16 protein-coding genes are annotated in these 19,363 nt (G+C 66.2%); 8 read left to right on the forward strand and 8 right to left on the reverse strand.

Annotated features, from left to right (window positions below):
* Positions 1-848, reverse strand: an 848-nt coding sequence (locus POF53_RS18415; protein ID WP_498968882.1) for a sulfurtransferase, incomplete at its 3' end; no start/stop codon positions are given.
* Between the two features lie 35 nt (positions 849-883).
* Positions 884-1,549: a TetR/AcrR family transcriptional regulator gene (locus POF53_RS18420; RefSeq protein WP_050707373.1), complete on the reverse strand. Its 666-nt coding sequence runs from the start codon at positions 1,547-1,549 to the stop codon at positions 884-886.
* 173 nt (positions 1,550-1,722) lie between these two features.
* Here POF53_RS18420 and POF53_RS18425 point away from each other — a divergent pair, with 173 nt between their 5' ends.
* The 6 genes from POF53_RS18425 to ggt all read left to right on the forward strand — a co-directional run bounded on the left by POF53_RS18425 (position 1,723) and on the right by ggt (position 7,992).
* The gene (locus tag POF53_RS18425) at positions 1,723-3,126 is read left to right on the forward strand and encodes a coniferyl aldehyde dehydrogenase (RefSeq protein ID WP_498968931.1); all 1,404 of its coding nucleotides are present in this window, start codon (positions 1,723-1,725) and stop codon (positions 3,124-3,126) included.
* Between the two features lie 13 nt (positions 3,127-3,139).
* A complete protein-coding gene (locus POF53_RS18430; RefSeq protein WP_203648564.1) occupies positions 3,140-3,625 on the forward strand; it encodes a twin-arginine translocation pathway signal protein in 486 nt (161 codons plus the stop codon).
* A 135-nt stretch (positions 3,626-3,760) separates the two neighbouring features.
* Complete coding sequence (locus POF53_RS18435) at positions 3,761-5,368, forward strand: GMC family oxidoreductase (protein WP_254465150.1); 1,608 nt, start codon at positions 3,761-3,763, stop codon at positions 5,366-5,368.
* Positions 5,369-5,469: 101 nt separating this feature from the next.
* Complete coding sequence (coaD, locus tag POF53_RS18440; RefSeq protein WP_028689146.1) at positions 5,470-5,949, forward strand: pantetheine-phosphate adenylyltransferase; 480 nt, start codon at positions 5,470-5,472, stop codon at positions 5,947-5,949.
* A 109-nt stretch (positions 5,950-6,058) separates the two neighbouring features.
* Complete coding sequence (locus tag POF53_RS18445; protein WP_011531711.1) at positions 6,059-6,310, forward strand: YfhL family 4Fe-4S dicluster ferredoxin; 252 nt, start codon at positions 6,059-6,061, stop codon at positions 6,308-6,310.
* Complete coding sequence (gene ggt / locus POF53_RS18450) at positions 6,310-7,992, forward strand: gamma-glutamyltransferase (RefSeq protein WP_234562335.1); 1,683 nt, start codon at positions 6,310-6,312, stop codon at positions 7,990-7,992. Before POF53_RS18445 ends, ggt begins: the two co-directional genes overlap by 1 nt.
* Before the next feature lie 162 nt (positions 7,993-8,154).
* On the opposite strand, the gene mutM is transcribed toward ggt, so the two are convergent.
* Together mutM and POF53_RS18460 are read right to left on the reverse strand one after the other, a co-directional pair.
* Positions 8,155-8,967 (reverse strand): bifunctional DNA-formamidopyrimidine glycosylase/DNA-(apurinic or apyrimidinic site) lyase, encoded by an 813-nt coding sequence (gene mutM, locus POF53_RS18455; RefSeq protein WP_498968886.1) that lies wholly within the window; start codon positions 8,965-8,967, stop codon positions 8,155-8,157.
* 3 nt (positions 8,968-8,970) lie between these two features.
* The gene (locus POF53_RS18460) at positions 8,971-9,843 is read right to left on the reverse strand and encodes an HDOD domain-containing protein (RefSeq protein ID WP_267967221.1); all 873 of its coding nucleotides are present in this window, start codon (positions 9,841-9,843) and stop codon (positions 8,971-8,973) included.
* 180 nt (positions 9,844-10,023) lie between these two features.
* Here POF53_RS18460 and POF53_RS18465 point away from each other — a divergent pair, with 180 nt between their 5' ends.
* Positions 10,024-11,220, forward strand: a complete 1,197-nt coding sequence (locus POF53_RS18465; RefSeq protein ID WP_232854885.1) for a class I SAM-dependent rRNA methyltransferase — start codon at positions 10,024-10,026, stop codon at positions 11,218-11,220.
* 171 nt (positions 11,221-11,391) lie between these two features.
* On the opposite strand, the gene POF53_RS18470 is transcribed toward POF53_RS18465, so the two are convergent.
* Positions 11,392-13,068, reverse strand: coding sequence for a DUF4153 domain-containing protein (locus POF53_RS18470; RefSeq protein WP_234562337.1), 1,677 nt, complete (start codon positions 13,066-13,068; stop codon positions 11,392-11,394).
* A 317-nt stretch (positions 13,069-13,385) separates the two neighbouring features.
* Here POF53_RS18470 and ilvD point away from each other — a divergent pair, with 317 nt between their 5' ends.
* Entirely contained in the window at positions 13,386-15,227 is a 1,842-nt protein-coding gene (gene ilvD, locus POF53_RS18475; protein WP_232854883.1) for a dihydroxy-acid dehydratase, read from the forward strand.
* A 271-nt stretch (positions 15,228-15,498) separates the two neighbouring features.
* Here ilvD and POF53_RS18480 read toward each other — a convergent pair whose 3' ends face one another.
* From POF53_RS18480 to POF53_RS18490, 3 genes are read right to left on the reverse strand one after another with little or no spacing between them, the layout of a single operon-like run.
* On the reverse strand, positions 15,499-16,521 hold the full coding sequence (locus POF53_RS18480) for a putative 2-aminoethylphosphonate ABC transporter substrate-binding protein (RefSeq protein ID WP_254465152.1): 1,023 nt from the start codon (positions 16,519-16,521) through the stop codon (positions 15,499-15,501).
* Positions 16,522-16,551: 30 nt separating this feature from the next.
* Positions 16,552-18,276, reverse strand: coding sequence for a putative 2-aminoethylphosphonate ABC transporter permease subunit (locus POF53_RS18485; protein ID WP_232854881.1), 1,725 nt, complete (start codon positions 18,274-18,276; stop codon positions 16,552-16,554).
* A 1-nt stretch (position 18,277) separates the two neighbouring features.
* Entirely contained in the window at positions 18,278-19,336 is a 1,059-nt protein-coding gene (locus POF53_RS18490) for a putative 2-aminoethylphosphonate ABC transporter ATP-binding protein (protein WP_203648586.1), read from the reverse strand.
* Between the last annotated feature and the right edge of the window lie 27 nt (positions 19,337-19,363).

Consider the following 19,363-nt stretch of genomic DNA (forward strand, 5'->3'; position numbering starts at 1 on the left):
CCAGTCGCCACGCCACGCTGCGGATCGTTGATCCACTCACTCCACGACCCGGCATACAGCCGCCCCAGCGGATACCCCGCCAGCGCCAGGGCAAACAGGTTGTGGCAGGCGGTCACGCCAGAGCCGCAATAGGCCACCAGATCCTCCGGCGAACGACCGGCCAGCTTTTCGGCAAAACGCTGCTTCAGCTTGTCGGTCGGCAGGAAGCGCCCGTCGGCTCCAAGATTGTCGGTGAACGCCGCACATTTGGCGCCCGGGATGTGCCCGGCCACCGGGTCGATCGGTTCCACCTCGCCAAGGAAACGCGGCAGCCCGCGGGCATCTATCAGGGTCAGTGCCGGATCGTCCAGGCGCTTGCCCAGGTGCGTGGCGTCGATCAGCAGCTTCATGTCCGGATCGCCACTGAACGTTCCCTCTCGGCGCGCCGGCGAATCCAGGCTCAGTGGCAGGTGGGCGGCGTGCCAGGCCTTGAGGCCGCCGTCGAGGATGAACACCGCCTCGCGCTTGCCCAGCCAGGCCAGCAGCCACCAGGCGCGGGCGGCGAAGGCGCCGGGGCCATCGTCGTAGAGCACCACCTGGCTGTCGTTGTCCACACCCCACTCGCGCAGGCGTTCCACCAGCCGCTGCGGATCGGGCAACGGGTGACGCCCCGTGCGGCCCTTGACCACCGGCCCGCTCAGGTCACGCTCAAGGTCGGCGAAATGCGCCCCGGCGATATGCCCCTCGGCATAGCTGCGTTGGCCGTAGTCGACGTCCTCCAGGGCAAAGCGGCAATCGAGGATCACCAGGCCGGGCGCGTCCAGGCATTCGGCCAGCTGTTGCGGGGTGATCAGTTGCGCAAGGGGCATGACAATCTCCTGATGAATGGCTCGAAGACCCCGGTTCACTGCTCCAGGGCCTGGTTGAAAGGAACGTGGAACTCATCGCACAACGCCTGCACCGCGGCACGCGAGCCTGGGGTGACATACCCCAGTTCCAGCACCACCACCTGATAGACGCCGCGCATGAACGCTTCTTCACCCAGGTGCGCGCAATGCTCGCGGGTGGTGCTGAGAAAACGCACCCAGGAGGTCAGCACGATCCACGCGTTGATGGTCAGCGACTCGATCTGCGGGCCGTCCATGCTCAGGATGCCAGCCTCGACAAAGCCCCGGTAGATCGCCTGCCCCTGCAGCAGGCAGCGCCGCGAGAAACGCCGGTAACGGGCGGCCAGCTCCGGGTCGCTGTCGAGCAGGTGCTCCAGGTCACGGTGCAGGAAACGGTAGTTCCACATCGCCGCCAGCAGCGCCTTGAGGTAGAAGCGCTTGTCCTCGACGGTGGCGATGCGGCCCTGGGGCGGGCGCAGGAAGCTGTCGACCAGTTCTTCGTACTGGTTGAACAGCACGGCGATGATCGCCTGCTTGTTGGGGAAGTGGTAGTACAGGTTGCCGGGCGAGATTTCCATGTGCGCGGCAATGTGGTTGGTGCTGACGCAACGCTCGCCCTGCTGGTTGAACAGCTCCAGGCTGCTCTGCACGATGCGCTCTCGGGTCTTCATGCGCGGGGCCATGCTCAGCTCCAGTCTCCAGCTTGATTGATCGGACCCATCTTACGGCTTCCCGTAGGTCGGGTGCACCGCCGGCCAGGTGAAAAAGAGTGCACCATCGTACCAATTAGAGTATATGCTCTATTCACTTGTCACCCCCCGGAGCCGCCATGACCTCGCCTGCCGTCCTCCCCCCTGTGCAATCCGACCTCGACCTGCAAGCGACGTTCGACGCCCTGCGTCGGGCCTTCGCCGACAACCCGATGCCCCCGGCCGCGCAACGCCGGCAGTGGCTGAAAAGCCTGCGTGAGGCGCTGCTGGCCGAGCAGGAGACGCTGATCGCGACCATCGACGCCGACTTCAGCGGCCGCAGCCGCGACGAGACCCTGATCGCCGAGCTGATGCCGTCGGTCCTCGGCCTGCGCGACGCGGAAAAACAGCTGGGGCGCTGGATGCGCGCCTCGCGGCGCAAGGTCGGCCTGGCCTTCCAGCCCGCCAGCGCGCGGATCGAGTACCAGCCACTGGGGGTGGTGGGGATCATCGTGCCGTGGAACTACCCGCTGTTCCTCGCCATCGGCCCGCTAACCGGTGCCCTGGCCGCCGGCAACCGGGTGATGCTCAAGCTCAGCGAGTCCACGCCCGCCAGCGGGCAGGCCATCAAGGACCTGCTTGGGCGTGTATTCCCCAGCGACCTGGTCAGTGTAGTACTGGGCGAGGTGGAGGTCGGCCAGGCCTTCGCCCGCCTGCCGTTCGACCACCTGCTGTTCACCGGGGCCACCAGCGTCGGCCGCCATGTGATGCTGGCCGCCGCGCAGAACCTCACCCCGGTGACCCTGGAGCTGGGCGGCAAGTCGCCGGCCATCGTCTCGGCCGATGTGCCGCTGGACACCGCCGCCGAACGCATCGCCTTCGGCAAGACCCTCAATGCCGGGCAGACCTGCGTCGCCCCCGACTACGTGCTGGTGCCCCGCGAACGCCTGGACGCCTTCGCCGAGGCTTACCGGCGCGCCGTGCATCGCTTCTATCCGCGCCTGACCGACAACCCCGACTACAGCGCGATCATCAACGAGCGGCAGCTCGGTCGCCTCAATCGCCTGCTCGACGATGCCCTTGAGCAAGGCGCCCAGGTGCTCGACCTCTACCCCGACGAGCCCCGCCAGGGCCGCCATCTGCCGCCACACCTGCTGCTGCAGGTGCACGACGGCATGCAGGTGATGCAGGACGAGATCTTCGGCCCTTTGCTGCCGCTGGTGCCCTACGACCGCCTGGACGACGCCCTGGCCTACATCAACCAGCGCCCCCGGCCCCTGGCGCTCTACTATTTCGGCTATGACAAAGGTGAGCAGGCACGGGTACTGCGCGACACCCACTCAGGCGGCGTCTGCCTCAACGACACCCTGCTGCATGTGGCCCAGGACGACCTGCCGTTCGGCGGCGTCGGCCCGTCCGGCATGGGCCACTACCATGGCCACGAGGGTTTCCTGACCTTCAGCAAGGCCAAGGCCGTGCTGGCCAAGCAGCGCATCAATGCCGCCAAGACGATCTACCCGCCCTATGGCAAAGCCTTGCAGCGCTTGGTCTACAAGCTGTTCATCCGCTGAGCGCAGGCGCCTCATGCATCGTCGCGACCTGCTCAGGTTCAGCTTCGGCGCCAGCCTGTTCCTGGGTGCAACCAGCCTGGTCGGCTGTACGCCGCAGGCGGCCTCGCCCGGTTATCAGGTCCTGCGTGATGACGACCTGCCGCTGCTGCAGGCCCTGATACCCGTCGTGCTGGCGGGTACCCTGGCTTCCACCGAATTGGTGCTGCACAGCCTCGACCACAAGCTGGCGGCGCTGTCGCCCGCCATGCTCAAGCTGACCCGGCAACTGTTCGACGTGCTCACCCTGCCGCTGACCCGAGGGCCGCTGACCGGCATCTGGGGCGGCTGGGCCGGCGCCACGGATACAGAGCTGGACCGCTTTCTCGAACGCTGGCGTGACAGTTCGCTGAACCTGCTGCGCCAGGGCCATGCCTCGCTGCTGCAACTGCTGCTCATGGCCTGGTACGAACGCCCCGAGGCCTGGGCAGCCTGCGGCTATCCAGGGCCGCCGAAGGTCTGACCTGTCACATACTCCTGTAGGAGCGGGCTTGCCCCGCGAACACCGGCAAAGCCGGTGCCAGGCACAGCGCTGCCTGCTTCGCGGGGCAAGCCCGCTCCCACGAACCGCCGACTCGCAAAATAAAAAGGGAAGCCAATGCCCGTCCCCGACCCCTTTCGCCAAGGCCTCGCTCGAGGCTGGATCACCCACGATGGCTCGCGCCTGGCGCAGGACCTGAGCCTCGAAGCCGACGTCGCCGTGATCGGCAGCGGTGCGGGCGGCGCCACTACCGCCGAACGGCTGAGCGCGGCCGGCCTCAAGGTACTGCTGATCGAGGAGGGCCCACTGAAGACCAGCAGCGACTTCCACCTGCTGGAACACGAAGCTTATGCCGACCTCTACCAGGAAGGCCTGGGCCGCCTGAGCAAGGACGGCGCCATCACCATCCTGCAGGGCCGGGCGGTGGGCGGCACCACCCTGGTCAACTGGACCTCGAGTTTCCGCACACCGCCACAGACCCTGGAGCACTGGGCCCGCGAACATGGCGTCAAGGGCTTGGACAGCGACAGCCTGAAGCCCTGGTTCGAACGCATGGAGCAGCACCTGGGCATCAGCCCCTGGATGATGCCGCCCAATGCCAACAACGACGTGTTGCGACGCGGCTGCGAGGCGCTCGGCCTGCGCTGGGCGGTGATCCCGCGCAACGTGCGTGGCTGCTGGAACCTGGGCTACTGCGGCATGGGCTGCCCGGTCAACGCCAAGCAGTCGATGCTGGTCACCAGCATTCCGGCCACCCTCGAGCAAGGCGGCGAACTGCTCTACCTGGCCCGCGCCGAACGCTTCAGCCACGACGGCCAACGCATCGACCACCTGCAATGCCAGGCCCTGGACGCCCAGGGGATCCAGCCCACGGGCCGCCAGGTTCGGGTGCGCGCCCGTCACTACGTACTGGCCGGCGGCGGCATCAACAGCCCGGCCCTGCTGCTGCGCTCCGACGCACCCGACCCTCACCAGCGCCTGGGCAAGCGCACCTTCCTGCACCTGGTCAACTTCAGCGCCGCGCAGTTCGAGGAGAAGATCGACCCGTACTACGGCGCGCCGCAGTCGATCTACAGCGACCAGTTCCAGTGGCAGGACGGCGTCACCGGCCCGGTCGGCTACAAGCTCGAAGTCCCGCCGCTGCACCCGGCCCTGGCCAGCACCCTGCTCGGCGGCCATGGCCAGGACAATGCCCTGCGCATGGCCGAGCTGCCCCATACCCATGTGATGCTGGCGCTGCTGCGCGACGGTTTTCACCCGGACAGCCCCGGCGGCCAGGTGGAATTGCGTAGCGATGGCTCGCCGGTGCTCGACTACCCGGTCACCGACTACCTGCGCGACGGGCTGCGCCGGGCCTGGCACAGCATGGCGCAGATCCAGTTCGCCGCCGGTGCTCGCCGGGTGCTGCCGGTGCATGGCGATGCCCGGTATGTCGATAACCCGGAACAGGCCAAGGCGTTGATCGACAGCCTGCCCCTGGAACTCCACCGCATGCGCCTGGGCAGCGCCCACGTCATGGGCGGCTGCGCCCTGGGCGAGGATCCTCGGCAGGCGGTGTGCGACAGCCTGGGCCGGCATCACCAGCTGGAAAACCTGTCGATCCACGACGGTTCGCTGTTCCCCACCAGCATCGGCGCCAACCCGCAGCTGTCGGTCTATGCCCTGACCGCCCTGCTCAGCGAGGCGCTGGTCGGCCGCCTGGCATCCGCGCATGACAGCCAATAGCCATGCTGTCTATAGTGCCATCGACCAGCCACGCGACTTGGCCGAGCTCAATCGCTGCGCTACCATCCGACTCCCCAACGCACTCCAGCCAGGATGACGCGATGAACCGAGTGTTGTACCCGGGTACTTTCGACCCCATTACCAAAGGCCATGGCGACCTGGTCGAGCGCGCTTCGCGCCTGTTCGACCACGTGATCATTGCCGTGGCGGCCAGCCCCAAGAAAAACCCCCTGTTCCCCCTGGAACAGCGGGTAGCGCTGGCCCGCGAGGTCACCAAGCACCTGCCCAATGTCGAGGTCATCGGCTTCTCCTCGCTACTGGCGCATTTTGCCAAGGAACAGAACGCCAATGTGTTCCTGCGCGGCCTGCGCGCGGTGTCCGACTTCGAATACGAGTTCCAGCTGGCCAACATGAACCGCCAACTGGCGCCGGACGTCGAGAGCCTGTTCCTTACGCCATCCGAGCGCTATTCGTTCATTTCCTCGACGTTGGTCCGGGAAATCGCCGCGTTGGGCGGTGATATCAGCAAGTTCGTCCACCCCGCCGTGGCCGATGCGCTGACTGAGCGCTTTCGCAAGTAAGCCGCGCGGTCACGATGTCGCGCCCGCGTGCACTGCGGGCGCGAATCCGGCACAATTGTGCCCATCGCTTTGAAACATGCCCGGGCCCAACGCCCCGGCCGGAGTCTCCATGTCCCTGATCATCACCGACGATTGCATCAACTGCGACGTCTGCGAACCCGAGTGCCCGAACGCCGCCATCTCGCAAGGCGAGGAGATCTACGTGATCGACCCGAACCTGTGCACCCAGTGCGTCGGCCACTACGACGAGCCCCAGTGCCAGCAGGTCTGCCCGGTGGACTGCATCCCCCTGGATGAAGCCCACCCGGAAACCGAAGACGAGCTGATGGCCAAGTACCGCCGGATCACCGGCAAGGCCTGATGCCGTTCGTCGCCGCGCTCCGCCACGCAGCCCTCGGCGCCCTCCTGGCGCTACTGGCCCATGGCGCCCTGGCCGCCGGGCCAGGCCAGGCGGCGATCGCCAGCCCGCACGGTGAAGCCACCGCGGCGGCAAGGCAGATCCTGCAGCAGGGCGGCAACGCCTTCGATGCCGCCGTGGCCATCGGCGCCACGCTGGCCGTTGTCGAGCCCTACGGCTCCGGCCTTGGCGGTGGCGGGTTCTTCCTTCTGCGCGAGAGCGCCGACAGCCCACGCTATGCCTTCCTCGACGCCCGCGAGCGCGCCCCGGCCGCCGCCCGGGCCGACATGTATCTAAAGGACGGCAAGGTACAGCCGGGCCTGTCGGTCAATGGCCCACTGGCCGCGGCGATCCCGGGCCTGCCCCAGGCGCTGGCCGACCTGGCCGCGACCCACGGCAGGCTGCCGCTCAAGGACAGCCTGGCCCCGGCCATTCGCCTGGCCAACCAGGGCTTTGCCGTCGACCGCATCTACCGTGACCGCGCCACCATGCGCCTGAGTGCCCTGCGCGACAATGCCGAAAGCGCCCGGTTGTTCCTTGCCGACAATGACGTACCGGCGCTAGGCACGGTGATTCGCCAGCCGGAACTGGCCGCGACCCTGCAGGCCATGGCCGAACACGGCCGCGACGGTTTCTATCAAGGCCCGACGGCCCACCGCCTGGTCGAAGGCGTGCGCCAGGCCGGCGGTGTCTGGACCCTCGATGACCTCGCCGGCTACCGCACCGCCTGGCGCGAGCCACTGCGTTATCCACTGGCCGACCAGCGCGAGCTGATCAGCAGCCCGCCGCCCTCGGCTGGTGGCGTGGCCCTGGCCCAGAGCCTGGCCATGCTCCAGCGCCTGCCCTGGCAGAGCGCCGAACCGGTGCAGCGCAGCCATTATGTGATCGAAGTACTGCGCCGGGCCTACCGCGACCGCGGGCTGCTGGGCGACCCGGACTACGTGGCGAACCCCATCAACCGCCTGCTGGGGCGCCAGTACCTGACCGGCCTGGCCGACAGCATCGACGTGCACCAAGCCACCCCCAGCAGCGCCCTTCCCCCCTCACCGGCCTGGCGCGAGGGCGACCACACCACCCACTTCACGGTGATCGACGCCGACGGTAATGCGGTTTCCGCCACGCTCTCGGTCAACCTGCCGTTCGGCGCGGCGTTCAGCGTGCCCGGCACCGGCGTGGTGCTGAACAACGAGATGGACGACTTTGCCGCCGATCCCACCGGCAGCAACAGCTATGGACTGGCCGGCAGCCAGGCCAACGCAGTGGCGGCGGGCAAGCGGCCCTTGTCGAGCATGAGCCCGACCTTCATCGAAAGCCCAAGCCAGTTCGCCAGCTTCGGCACGCCCGGCGGCAGCCGGATTCCGAGCATGGTGCTGCTGTCGGTGATGGGGTTCCTCGAAGGGCGGCCGGTGGCCGAGTGGCCGGCGACGCCGCGCTATCACCATCAGTACCTGCCGGATGTGGTGGAGCATGAGCCGGGGACGTTCAGCGCCGCACAAAAAGCCGAGCTGCAGGCGCGCGGGTATAGGTTGAAGGATGTGGGGCGTAACTATGGCAACCAGCAGGTGCTGTATTGGGACAAGGCTGCCGGGACCGTGGAGGCGGCCAGTGACCCCAGGGGTGTAGGGCAGGCGGCGGTAGTCGACTGATCCGGCCCGGGGCAAGCCCGCTCCTACAGATCCCCTGCTACCCCTTGAGGCAGCAAAAATCCTGTGGGAGCGGGTTCACCCGCGAACACCGGCGAAGCCGGTGCCATCCTCCGCGCCACCTTCTTCGCGGGTAAACCCGCTCCCACAGGGCTCGCATGTCACTTAACGCTGGCATTTCGGGCAGAACACGCTCGCCCGCTGCCCCAGCTTCACTTCGCGCAGCTCGGTACCACACAGCTTGCAAGGCTGGCCACCGCGCCCATAAACGTACAGTTCCTGCTGGAAATACCCCGGCTGGCCATCGCCACCGATGAAGTCGCGCAGGGTGGTCCCACCCTGCTCGATGGCCGCCGCCAGCACCCGCTTGATCTCGATCGCCAGCTTCAGGTAGCGCGCCCGGGAGATCCCGCCCGCCTCGCGGCGCGGGTCGATCCCGGCGGCGAACAGCGCTTCGGTCGCGTAGATGTTACCCACCCCCACCACCACCGCGTTGTCCATGATGAACGGCTTGACCGCCATCGACCGACCCCGCGACAGCAGGAACAGCCGCTCGCCGTCGAACAGGTCGGTCAGCGGCTCCGGCCCCAGCCGTATCAGCAATTCGTGGTTGAGCGGGTCGAGGCTCCAGAGCATGGCCCCGAAGCGGCGCGGGTCGGTGTAACGCAGCATCAACCCCGACTCGAGCTCGATATCCACATGTTCGTGCTTGGCCGCTGGCAAGCCCAGTTCGACCAGGCGCAGGTTGCCCGACATGCCCAGGTGGCTGATCAAGGTGCCGACCTCGGCGTTGATCAGCAGGTACTTGGCGCGGCGCTCGACGCTGACGATGCGCTGCCCCGACAGACGCACGTCGAGGTCTTCCGGGATCGGCCAGCGCAGGCGCCGGTCGCGCACCACCACGCGGCTGACCCGTTGGCCTTCCAGATGGGGCGCGATGCCGCGCCGCGTCGTCTCGACCTCTGGCAGTTCCGGCATGGCTCAGTGCCCGCCCGATTCGCGGATGTCCTGCTTGAGCTGCTCGAAGTCGTATTCGGTCAGGCCGATGTATTCCAGCACCAGCGGTCCGACCATCTCCCACTCGTGGTCCACGGTCTGGTTGCCCAGCACGCGGTAGGACGCACAGATGTGCTCGGACATCTTCAGCACCGCCAGCAGGTTCTTCAGCTGGGTCTGGGTATTGCGCGAGGACTCGTCACGGAACACCGCCAGGGCGTTGTGGTGGTTGGCGATGGCGGCGCTGATGTGCTCCGGCAGGCGCCAGGACTTGGCGGTGAAATAGCCGACCACCGAGTGGTTGGTGTTGAACACGCGGTTCTCGGTGTCCACCACGCGAATCTCGTCATTGGCCTTGGCGTAGGACTCTTCCAGCACTTCCATGTAGTTGGGGAAGCGCTTGTGCATCAGCGGCACGCCGCAGTCGTGGAACAGGCCCAGGGTGTAGGCCTCGTCCACCGCCTGGATACCGGTGCGCTTGGCCAGGGTCAGGCAGGTCATGGCCACGTCCTGGGCGGTGTCCCAGAACGGGTTGAGGGTGACGATGGTCTCGTCGCTCATCTCGCCCCTGATCGACTGGGCGTTGATCAGGTTGATGATCGAGCGGCTGCCCAGCAGGTTCACCGCGCGCTGGATCGAGCCGATCTTGTTCGCCAGGCCGAACTGCGCCGAATTGACCAGTTTCAGCAGGGCGCCAGACAAGCCCGGATCCTGGCTGATCAGCTTGGCGATGGTCTCGAGGTCCGGGTCGGGCATGTACTGCTCGAACTGCAGGTCGACCATGATCTGCGGCTGCGGCGGGATGGTGATGCCCTGCAGGGCTTGCTGGATCTGTTCGGCGGTAAGTTCCTGGGACATTCGTGCATTCTCGCTGGGGACGGGGGATTCTAACCCTGTACGCCGGCAGGGTAACTATCAGTGGATCGTTGGATCCAAGAATTTCTTTAGCCCCGCGATGATGCCAACGTTTGGTCGCGCCCCACAGCGAAGCCTTGGCCAACACGGTATACTCCCGCTCTTTTTTCCCGGAGCGACGTCATGTCCCTGCCCAGCCTTCGCCTCAAAGCCAATGCCGACCGCCGCCTGCGCGCCGGCCATCTGTGGGTCTACAGCAATGAAGTCGACGTCGCCGCGACCCCGCTGCAAGGCCTGAAGGCGGGCCAGCAGGCCATCCTCGAAGCCGCCAACGGCAAGCCCCTGGGTGTGGTGGCGATGAGCCCGAACAACCTGATCTGCGCCCGCCTGCTGTCGCGCGACATCAAGCTGCCGCTGGACAAGTCGCTGCTGGTGCACCGCCTGAACGTCGCCCTGTCACTGCGCGAGCGTCTGTTCGACAAGCCGTGCTACCGCCTGGTCTACGGCGACTCCGACCTGCTCCCGGGCCTGGTGGTCGACCGCTTCTTCGACATCCTCGTGGTGCAACTGGCCTCGGCCACCATGGACGCGCACAAGGACGACGTCATCGCCGCCCTGGTCCAGGTCCTGAAACCAAGCGGCATCCTGTTCAAGAACGATTCCGCCGCCCGCGACGCCGAAGGCCTCGGCCGCTATGTCGAGACCGTCTACGGCGAAGTACCAGACTGGGTCGCGCTGGAAGAAAACGGCGTGAAGTTCGAGGCCCCGGTGCGCGAAGGCCAGAAGACCGGCTGGTTCTACGACCACCGCATGAACCGCGCCCGCCTGGCCCCCTACGTCAAGGGCAAGCGCGTGCTGGACCTGTTCAGCTACATCGGTGGCTGGGGCGTGCAGGCCGGCGCATTCGGCGCCAGCGAAGTGTTCTGCGTGGATGCCTCCGGCTTCGCCCTCGACGGTGTCGAGCGCAACGCCGCGCTGAACGGCATCAGCGAGAAGCTGACCTGCATCGAAGGTGACGTGTTCGAAGCGCTGCGCGAGCTGAAGGCCGCCGAAGAGCGTTTCGACGTGATCATTGCCGACCCGCCCGCCTTCATCAAGCGCAAGAAAGACCTGAAGAACGGCGAGGCCGCCTACCGCCGCCTCAATGAACAGGCCATGCGCATGCTGAACAAGGATGGCATCCTGGTCAGCGCCTCGTGCTCGATGCACCTGCCCGAGGACGACCTGAACAACATCCTGCTGACCAGCGCCCGCCACCTGGACCGCAACCTGCAACTGCTCGAGCGCGGCGGCCAGGGACCGGACCACCCGGTGCACCCGGCGATCGCCGAGACCCGCTACATCAAGAGCATCACCTGCCGGTTGCTGCCCAACAGCTAAGCAACGTTTGTTTGAGGCTGCTGCGCAGCCTTTCGCGGCACAAGGCCGCTCCTACAGTGGTTGATTACGCGGTCACTGTAGGAGCGGCCTTGCCGAGGCGTCGGACCGGCCGGAAAGGGCCGCAGAGCGGCCCCGGCTCCCTCAAACGCTCACGCTCATGCCCGTCAACCACTATCGCCTGAAGTCCGGCACCAGTTCCTGCCCATCAATACTGAGCGTCTTGTAACGCGGAGCCACCAGTTTCACCGCACCCTCGCGAATCCCCTTGGCCAGGCCCTCGAGGTTTTCCATCCGGCCGCTCAGGCTGCCCACCTCACGCCACTCGCGCTCCTCCCAGGTGAACACGAACACACTCGATGCATAGGTGTGCCGGGGGATCATCAGCACTTCATTGTGCCCATCACCATCCAGATCGACCGCCCACAAATAGCATCCCTTACCACCGCACTGGCTTTGTCCAAGGGTCGAGTCGGCCAGTGACTCGCTGGTGGATTGCACAGGCCCCAGCCACTCGAACTTCGGACCATGGGTTTCGACCACCTCCGGCCGACGCACCTGCGCCATCAACCCCAGCAATTGCTCGCGGCGCCCCGCATCGAACAGTTCATCGGTTTCCAGCCGCTTCTCCAGTTGCTCGAAGGCTGCACGCCCAGGCTGACCGAGGTCGCGGTACAAGGTCCCGGCATCGAACTCGGTGATTGGCGTGCGTCCACCGAGCAGGCGCTCGACCTGACTCTTCGCACTCAACACCTGCGGGTCGAGCAACGGTGTGTAGAACAGCACTATCAGCACCGCGCTGAGCAAGGCGATCAACGGGTTGCTCAGCCGCAGGCTATTCAGCCAGGCCTGCCGTGAGCTCACCACCGCCCACACCGCCGCCAGGCTGTGCGCCAGCATCACACCCACCAACAGCATGGCCATGATGCGCGACGGGGTCAGGCCGTACTGGTCGATGCGCATCCAGCTGGCATAAGCCGCCAGGCCCACCAGTACCGGCAGGCAGAACAGGCTGGCTTCGACCAAGCGTTTGAGCGGCGCAGGATAGGCATTGCCCTGATGGCCGTCCTGAAACACGCCATTGGCCAGGAACAGGTTGATACCTGCCAGCACCAACAGCAGAGCGGTCGAATAACCCGTGTCCCACACCGGCTGCAGGCCGCTGAAGGGCAGTGTCAGGGTGAACACCACGGCGATCAGCGCACTCAACGGCAACAGGAAGCGACAGAGTGTCAACAGAATGCCGCGCAACAACCCGATGACCTTCTCGTTGTCCCGCCCCATGCGCATCCCCAGGGAGAACACCACCGGCAGCACCAGCCAGAGAAACACCGGGGACTCCACTACATCCGTGACCTGCGGTATGCCGAGCATGCCGAACAGCAACGCACACAACCACAGCAACTGCCAGAACAGGCCGGTCAACAGTTGCGCCAGGAAAAGAATGAACACGTTGTTCCAGGCATGCCGGAACAGGTCCTCATAGCGCGGCCGCCCATTTTCTCGGGTCGGCCAGGCAAGAATGAACGCGGTGCCGATATAGCCCAGCACGATGGCGGCCAGGAACCAGGTCTGCTGCAGCCAGCCCATGCGCCCGCTATCCAGGACCCAGGCACTGATCCCGCTGATCAGCAGGGTCAGGCCCAGCACCAGCCAGCCGGTGCCACGCTGGCGCACCGCGCTGCCGAGCAGTTGCAGGTTCACGCCGGCCACCACCACCGCGGCGCACAGGGCGACCGACAGGTTGAAACCGAGCAGCTCGCCCTGCCCCTTCACGGTGGCGAGCAACACCAGGCCCTGGATCAGGCCGATGACGACATAGAACAATAAGGAGCGGCTAGGCGCTGGCATTGCAAATCCTTTTGGCCAGTGGGACAGGAAGCGCGCAAGTCTACCCAAACCCGCCCGAACCACGCCAAGGCCTTTACCTTGCGGGCTGGCGACAGCCAATTATCACAACGCCATTCCCTCGCGGGCGCGGCGGTGTAGAATCGATCCATTCATCGCCAGACATCCCCGGCGGGTTTATGAGCTCTGGTCGAGCCTGCGGCGATCCCGCGCGGTCTTCGGCCCCCATCCTTGCCAGCGGCAACCGGCCTTCGGCGTTTCAGGACAAGAGAAGCTCACTCCCTATTTACGTGACGTGATTTAGCCGCCAGGAGCGCTCCATGCCTGATTATCGTTCCAAGACTTCCACCCAAGGCCGCAACATGGCCGGTGCCCGTGCCCTGTGGCGCGCCACCGGGATGAAGGACGAAGACTTCAAGAAACCGATCATCGCCATCGCCAACTCGTTCACCCAGTTCGTCCCGGGGCATGTGCACCTGAAGGACCTGGGCCAGCTGGTCGCCCGCGAGATCGAACGCGCCGGTGGCGTGGCGAAAGAGTTCAACACCATCGCCGTGGATGACGGCATCGCCATGGGCCACGACGGCATGCTCTACTCGCTGCCCAGCCGCGAGATCATCGCCGACGCCGTCGAGTACATGGTCAACGCCCACTGCGCCGACGCCATCGTCTGCATCTCCAACTGCGACAAGATCACCCCCGGCATGCTGATGGCCGCCCTGCGCCTGAACATCCCGGTGATCTTCGTCTCCGGCGGCCCGATGGAAGCTGGCAAGACCAAGCTGGCCAGCCACGGCCTGGACCTGGTCGACGCCATGGTCATCGCCGCCGACTCCTCGGCCTCGGACGAAAAAGTCGCCGAGTACGAGCGCAGCGCCTGCCCGACCTGCGGTTCGTGCTCCGGCATGTTCACCGCCAACTCGATGAACTGCCTGACCGAAGCCCTGGGACTGGCCCTGCCGGGCAACGGCTCGACCCTGGCCACCCACTCCGACCGCGAGCAGCTGTTCCTCACCGCCGGTCGCACCATCGTCGAGCTGTGCAAGCGCTACTACGGCGAGAACGATGAGTCGGTACTGCCGCGCAGCATCGCCAACTTCAAGGCGTTCGAAAACGCCATGATGCTCGACATCGCCATGGGCGGTTCGACCAACACCATCCTGCACCTGCTGGCCGCGGCCCAGGAGGGCGAGGTGGACTTCGACCTGCGCGACATCGATCGCCTGTCGCGCAAGGTGCCGCAGCTGTGCAAGGTGGCGCCGAACATCCAGAAGTACCACATGGAAGACGTGCACCGCGCCGGCGGCATCTTCAGCATCCTCGGCTCGCTGGCCCGTGGCGGCCTGCTGCACACCGACCTGCCGACCGTGCACAGCCCAAGCATGGAAGAAGCCATCGCCAAGTGGGACATCACCCAGACCGATGACGAAGCCGTGCACACCTTCTTCAAGGCAGGCCCGGCCGGCATCCCGACGCAGACCGCGTTCAGCCAGTCGACCCGCTGGGAAACCCTCGACGATGACCGCGAGAACGGCTGCATCCGCAGCTTCGAGCACGCCTACTCGCAGGAAGGCGGCCTGGCCGTGCTGTACGGCAACATTGCCCTGGACGGCTGCGTGGTGAAGACCGCAGGTGTCGATGAGTCGATCCACGTGTTCGAAGGCACCGCGAAGATCTTCGAGAGCCAGGACAGCGCCGTGCGCGGCATCCTCGCCGACGAAGTGCAGGCCGGTGACATCGTCATCATCCGCTACGAAGGCCCGAAAGGCGGCCCGGGCATGCAGGAGATGCTGTACCCGACCTCGTACCTGAAGTCCAAAGGCCTGGGCAAGGCCTGCGCCCTGCTCACCGACGGTCGTTTCTCCGGCGGTACCTCGGGCCTGTCGATCGGCCACGCCTCGCCGGAAGCGGCAGCGGGCGGCGCCATCGGCCTGGTGCGCGATGGCGACAAGGTGCTGATCGACATCCCCAACCGTTCGATCAACCTGCTGGTCAGCGACGAAGAGCTGGCCGAACGTCGCGTCGAGCAGGACAAGAAGGGCTGGAAGCCGGCCGAGGTGCGTCCACGCAAGGTGACCACCGCGCTCAAGGCTTACGCCCTGCTGGCCACCAGCGCCGACAAGGGCGCGGTGCGCAACAAGGCAATGCTCGAAGGGCTGTGAGGCTCTGACGGCATAAAAAAACCGGCGCCTGGTGCGCCGGTTTTTTTATGCCTGTGGCCCCTGCATTGCCCATGCAGGCCCTTTGGGCTGCGTTGTCGCGCTGGGAACTGTCCCCTGTGGGAGCGGGTTCACCCGCGAACACCGGCGCAGCCGGTGCCATACACCGCGCTGGATTCTTCGCGGGTAAACCCGCTCCCACAGGGTCAAGCTAAATCAATAGGTTACGTGTTGTTCCATAGGAGCGGGTTTACCCGCCAATGAGGTCGACGCGTTATTGCTGCGCGACCTTTTCCGACTTGCCGTCATAGCGCTTGCGCCACTCGCTGAGGATCTGGTCGCGGTTCTTCGAGGCCCAGGCGAAGTCGTTCTTGATCAGGCGCTGCTCGTAGTCCGCCGGCAACTCGGTCTGCGGCTTGGCGATGCCGGGCGCGGCGAGCACGGCGAAGTTCTCCTTGTACAGCTCCATGGCCGCGGGGCTGGCGGAGAAGTCGGCCAGGCGCCTGGCGGCATCGGCCTTCGGCGAGCCCTTGATCACTGCGGTGGCTTCGATCTCCCAGCCCAGGCCTTCCTTGGGCAGCACGATATCCAGCGGCGCGCCCTGGCGCTTGAGCTGCACGGCCGGGTATTCGAACGAGATGCCGATCGGGAATTCACCGGCGGCGGCCAGCTTGCACGGCTTGGAGCCGGAATGAACGTACTGGCCGATGTTCTGGTGCAGCGCATCCATGTAGGCCCAGCCCTGCGGTTCGCCAAAGGTCTGCAGCCAGGCGCTCACATCCAGGAAGCCGGTGCCGGACGAAGCCGGGTTGGGCATGACGATCTTGCCCTTGTACTCAGGCTTGGTCAGGTCCTGCCAGCTCACCGGCTTGCTCAGGCCCTGCTTCTCGGCCTCGACGGTGTTGAAGCAGAGGGTCGCGGCCCACACGTCCATGCCCACCCAGGCCGGCGGGTTGGCGGCGTCGCGGTAGTTGGGCGAGATCTTGCCCAGGTCCTTGGGCGCATAGGCTTCGAGCATGCCGTTCTGGTCGAGGATGGCCAGGCTGGAAGCGGCCAGGCCCCACACCGCGTCGGCCTGCGGACGTTCCTTCTCGGCCAGCAGTTTGGCAGTGATGATGCCAGTGGAGTCACGCACCCACTTGATCTCGATGTCGGGGTTGGCCTTTTCGAAGGCCTGCTTGTAGCTCTTGAGCTGCTCGGCCTCGAGGGCGGTGTAGACGGTCAGCTGGGTCGCGGCCGAGGCCTGCAGGCTGAAGACGGCGGATACGGCAGCGGCAAGTGCGAGGGGCTTGAACATGATGCGGTTCCTATCAGTGTGGGCAGTCGGTCAATGGCCTGGCGCGCGCTGGCGCCAGGCCTGGGAGCGGCGCAGCAGGCCGCGTGAGGCAGCGGCCAGCAGCAAGGATGCGGCAGCGCTGGTAAGCAGGATCAGGGTCGACATGGCGGCGGCACCGCCAACGTTGCCGGCGTCGTCCATGTTCAGCACGGCGACGGCGGCGAGGATGGTGTCGGGGCTGTACAGGAAGATCGCCGCCGACACGGTGGTCATCGCCGAGACGAACAGGTAGCGGATGATGTCCAGCAGCGCCGGCAGGCAGATCGGCACGGTGACCCGCATGAAGTGCCTGTACAGCGGCGCCTTGAGCGACAGCGCGGCGGCCTCGAACTCGCCGTCGAGCTGGCGCAGGGCGGTGGTGGCGGTCATCTGCGCGGTGGTCAGGTAGTGGGCGATGGTGCACACCACCAGCAGCGCCATGCTGCCGTAGAACACATGCAGTGGGTTGCCATTGAGGTTGAAGAAGAACACGTAGCCCAGGCCCAGCACCAGGCCAGGCACCGCCATCGGGATGAAGCTCAGCAAGCGCAGCAGCTGGTTGAGCATGCGCTGCCCCTGGGTCTTCTCCATCAGGTAGGCGCCGGTGAAAATCACCACGCTGCCGATCAGCGCGGTGCCGATGGCCATGGTCACGCTGTTGCGGTAGGCCAGCCAGCCGCCACCGGCGGTGTCCTCGAACATGTAGTGCTTGAGCGACAGCGACAGGTTGTACGGCCAGAACTTGACCAGCGACGAGTACACCGCCATGCCGATCACCGCCAGCAGTGCCGCGCACACCAGCAGCACGATGGCCAGGAAGCAGCCATCGCGCAGCCTGGAAGGCTTGGGCTCGAACACCTGGGCGCGGCCGCTCATGGCCTCGCCCTGGCGGCGACGCAACCAGGCATCGACGGCGAAGCTGAGCAGCGCCGGCACCAGCAGCACCATGCCGATCAGCGCGCCGCGACCGAACTGTTGCTGGCCGACCACCGCCTTGTAGGCTTCCAGGGCCAGCACCTGGTAATCCCCACCCACCACGACCGGCACGCCGAAGTCGGTGATGGTCAGGGTGAACACCAGGCAGAACGCGGCGAACACCGCCTGGCGCGTGGCCGGCCAGGTGATGCTGAAGAACGCCCGCGTCGGCCCCGCCCCCATGCTCGAGGCCGCATCGAACAGCCTTGCGTCGGCCAGCGACAGCGCCGAGAGCAGGATCATCAGGGCGTGGGGGAAGGTGTAGATGACCTCGCCGAGGACGATGCCCCAGAAGCCGTAGATATTGTCGCTGAGCAGCCCGCGCAGCAGGCCCTGGTTGCCGAACAGGTAGACCAGCGCGATGGCCGGCAGCATCGACGGCGCCAGCAGCGGCAGCAGCGAGATGCCGCGCCACAGGCCCTTGGCCGGGATCAGCGTGCGTTGCAGGGCATAGGCGAACAGGTAGGCCAGCGGCACGACGATGGCGGCGACGGTGAAGGCCACCGACAGGCTGTTGCCGAGCAGCCAATGGAAGTTCTCGCTGGCGAACAGTTCACGGGCAGCTGGCAGGCCGCCGCCCTGCCCGGCTTCAGCGCTGAAGCCGCGCCAGAAGATCGCCAGCAACGGCATCAGCACCGCCAGCACCAGCAGGATCAGCAGCAGGCTCTTGCCACCGATCACGAACAGACGGTCCCCCAGGGCAACACCACTGCGAGGTGCGGCATTGGTTGAGGTGAGCGGCAGGGTCATCGGCGCGGCCATCTCAGGCAAACACCTGCAGGCTCTGCGGCGGCAGGGCCACCCAGATGTCCTGCGAACCCAGGCGCGGCATCGCCTCCGGCGCCAGCTCCGCGAGCAACGCATGGCCCGGGAAGGCCTTGAACTCGAAGCTCATGCGGCAGCGGTTGCCGAGGAAGGTGATCTCGCGAACCTTGGCCGGGAACAGGTTTTCCTCGTGTACCACCGGGTTGACGGTGATCGCCTCGGGTCGGCAGAACAGCCGGCCGCTGCTGGCTCCTGCGGCGTTGGCTGCCAGGCGCATGTGCAGGCCACCGACCTGGGCATGGCTGTCGCCGCTGCGCTGGAACGGCAGCCAGTTGCCCTGGCCGACGAATTCGGCGACGAACGGCGTGGCCGGCTGGTCGTAGATTTCCTGGGGCGTGGCGTACTGCTCGACCTGGCCGTTGTTCATCACGGCAATGCGGTCGGCCATCAGCATGGCCTCGTCCTGGTTGTGGGTGACCATCAGCGTGGTGATGCCCAGCTGGCGCTGCAGTTGGCGCAGCTCGGTGCACAGGTGCTCGCGCACGCGCGCGTCCAGTGCCGACATCGGCTCGTCGAGCAGCAGCAGCGACGGTGAGGGCGCCAGGGCGCGGGCCAGGGCCACGCGCTGTTGCTGGCCGCCGGATAGCTGGCCGGGGTATTTCTTTTCGCTGCCCGTCAGGCCGACCAGTTCGAGCATTTCACCGACCCGCTGGCGCGAGGCCTCACGATTGCTGCCGGTCAGGCCGTAGGCGATGTTGGCTTCGACGGTGAGGTTGGGGAACAACGCGTAGGACTGGAACAGGATGCCGTAGTCGCGGGCCTGGGGCGGCAGCTCGGAGATATCGCGGTCGCCAATGTACAGCGTGCCACGATCCTGGCGCTCGAGCCCGGCGATGCAGCGCAGCAGGGTGGTCTTGCCACAGCCCGACGGGCCGAGCAGGCACACCAGCTCGCCGGCGGCGATGTCGAGGGAGACGTCGTTGAGTGCGGTGAAGGCGCCGAAGCGCTTGTGGATACCGCGCACTTTCATCTGTGCGCCTGGAGTGGCGTTGTTCATGGCAAGGCCTCATCGAAGAGATGGGGC

This window comes from Mitsuaria sp. RG, assembly GCF_028369275.1.
Taxonomy (GTDB): Bacteria; Pseudomonadota; Gammaproteobacteria; order Pseudomonadales; family Pseudomonadaceae; genus Aquipseudomonas; species Aquipseudomonas peradeniyensis.

Bases quoted from the DNA above. Each gene is read 5' to 3' on its own strand.
- POF53_RS18490 (WP_203648586.1), bottom strand. From the start codon at position 19,336: ATGAACAACGCCACTCCAGGCGCACAGATGAAAGTGCGCGGTATCCAC.
- POF53_RS18465 (WP_232854885.1), top strand. From the start codon at position 10,024: ATGTCCCTGCCCAGCCTTCGCCTCAAAGCCAATGCCGACCGCCGCCTG.
- POF53_RS18430 (WP_203648564.1), top strand. From the start codon at position 3,140: ATGCATCGTCGCGACCTGCTCAGGTTCAGCTTCGGCGCCAGCCTGTTC.
- POF53_RS18460 (WP_267967221.1), bottom strand. From the start codon at position 9,843: ATGTCCCAGGAACTTACCGCCGAACAGATCCAGCAAGCCCTGCAGGGC.
- POF53_RS18420 (WP_050707373.1), bottom strand. From the start codon at position 1,549: ATGGCCCCGCGCATGAAGACCCGAGAGCGCATCGTGCAGAGCAGCCTG.
- POF53_RS18435 (WP_254465150.1), top strand. From the start codon at position 3,761: ATGCCCGTCCCCGACCCCTTTCGCCAAGGCCTCGCTCGAGGCTGGATC.
- ilvD (WP_232854883.1), top strand. From the start codon at position 13,386: ATGCCTGATTATCGTTCCAAGACTTCCACCCAAGGCCGCAACATGGCC.
- POF53_RS18485 (WP_232854881.1), bottom strand. From the start codon at position 18,276: ATGGCCGCGCCGATGACCCTGCCGCTCACCTCAACCAATGCCGCACCT.
- POF53_RS18480 (WP_254465152.1), bottom strand. From the start codon at position 16,521: ATGTTCAAGCCCCTCGCACTTGCCGCTGCCGTATCCGCCGTCTTCAGC.
- mutM (WP_498968886.1), bottom strand. From the start codon at position 8,967: ATGCCGGAACTGCCAGAGGTCGAGACGACGCGGCGCGGCATCGCGCCC.
- ggt (WP_234562335.1), top strand. From the start codon at position 6,310: ATGCCGTTCGTCGCCGCGCTCCGCCACGCAGCCCTCGGCGCCCTCCTG.
- coaD (WP_028689146.1), top strand. From the start codon at position 5,470: ATGAACCGAGTGTTGTACCCGGGTACTTTCGACCCCATTACCAAAGGC.
- POF53_RS18470 (WP_234562337.1), bottom strand. From the start codon at position 13,068: ATGCCAGCGCCTAGCCGCTCCTTATTGTTCTATGTCGTCATCGGCCTG.
- POF53_RS18445 (WP_011531711.1), top strand. From the start codon at position 6,059: ATGTCCCTGATCATCACCGACGATTGCATCAACTGCGACGTCTGCGAA.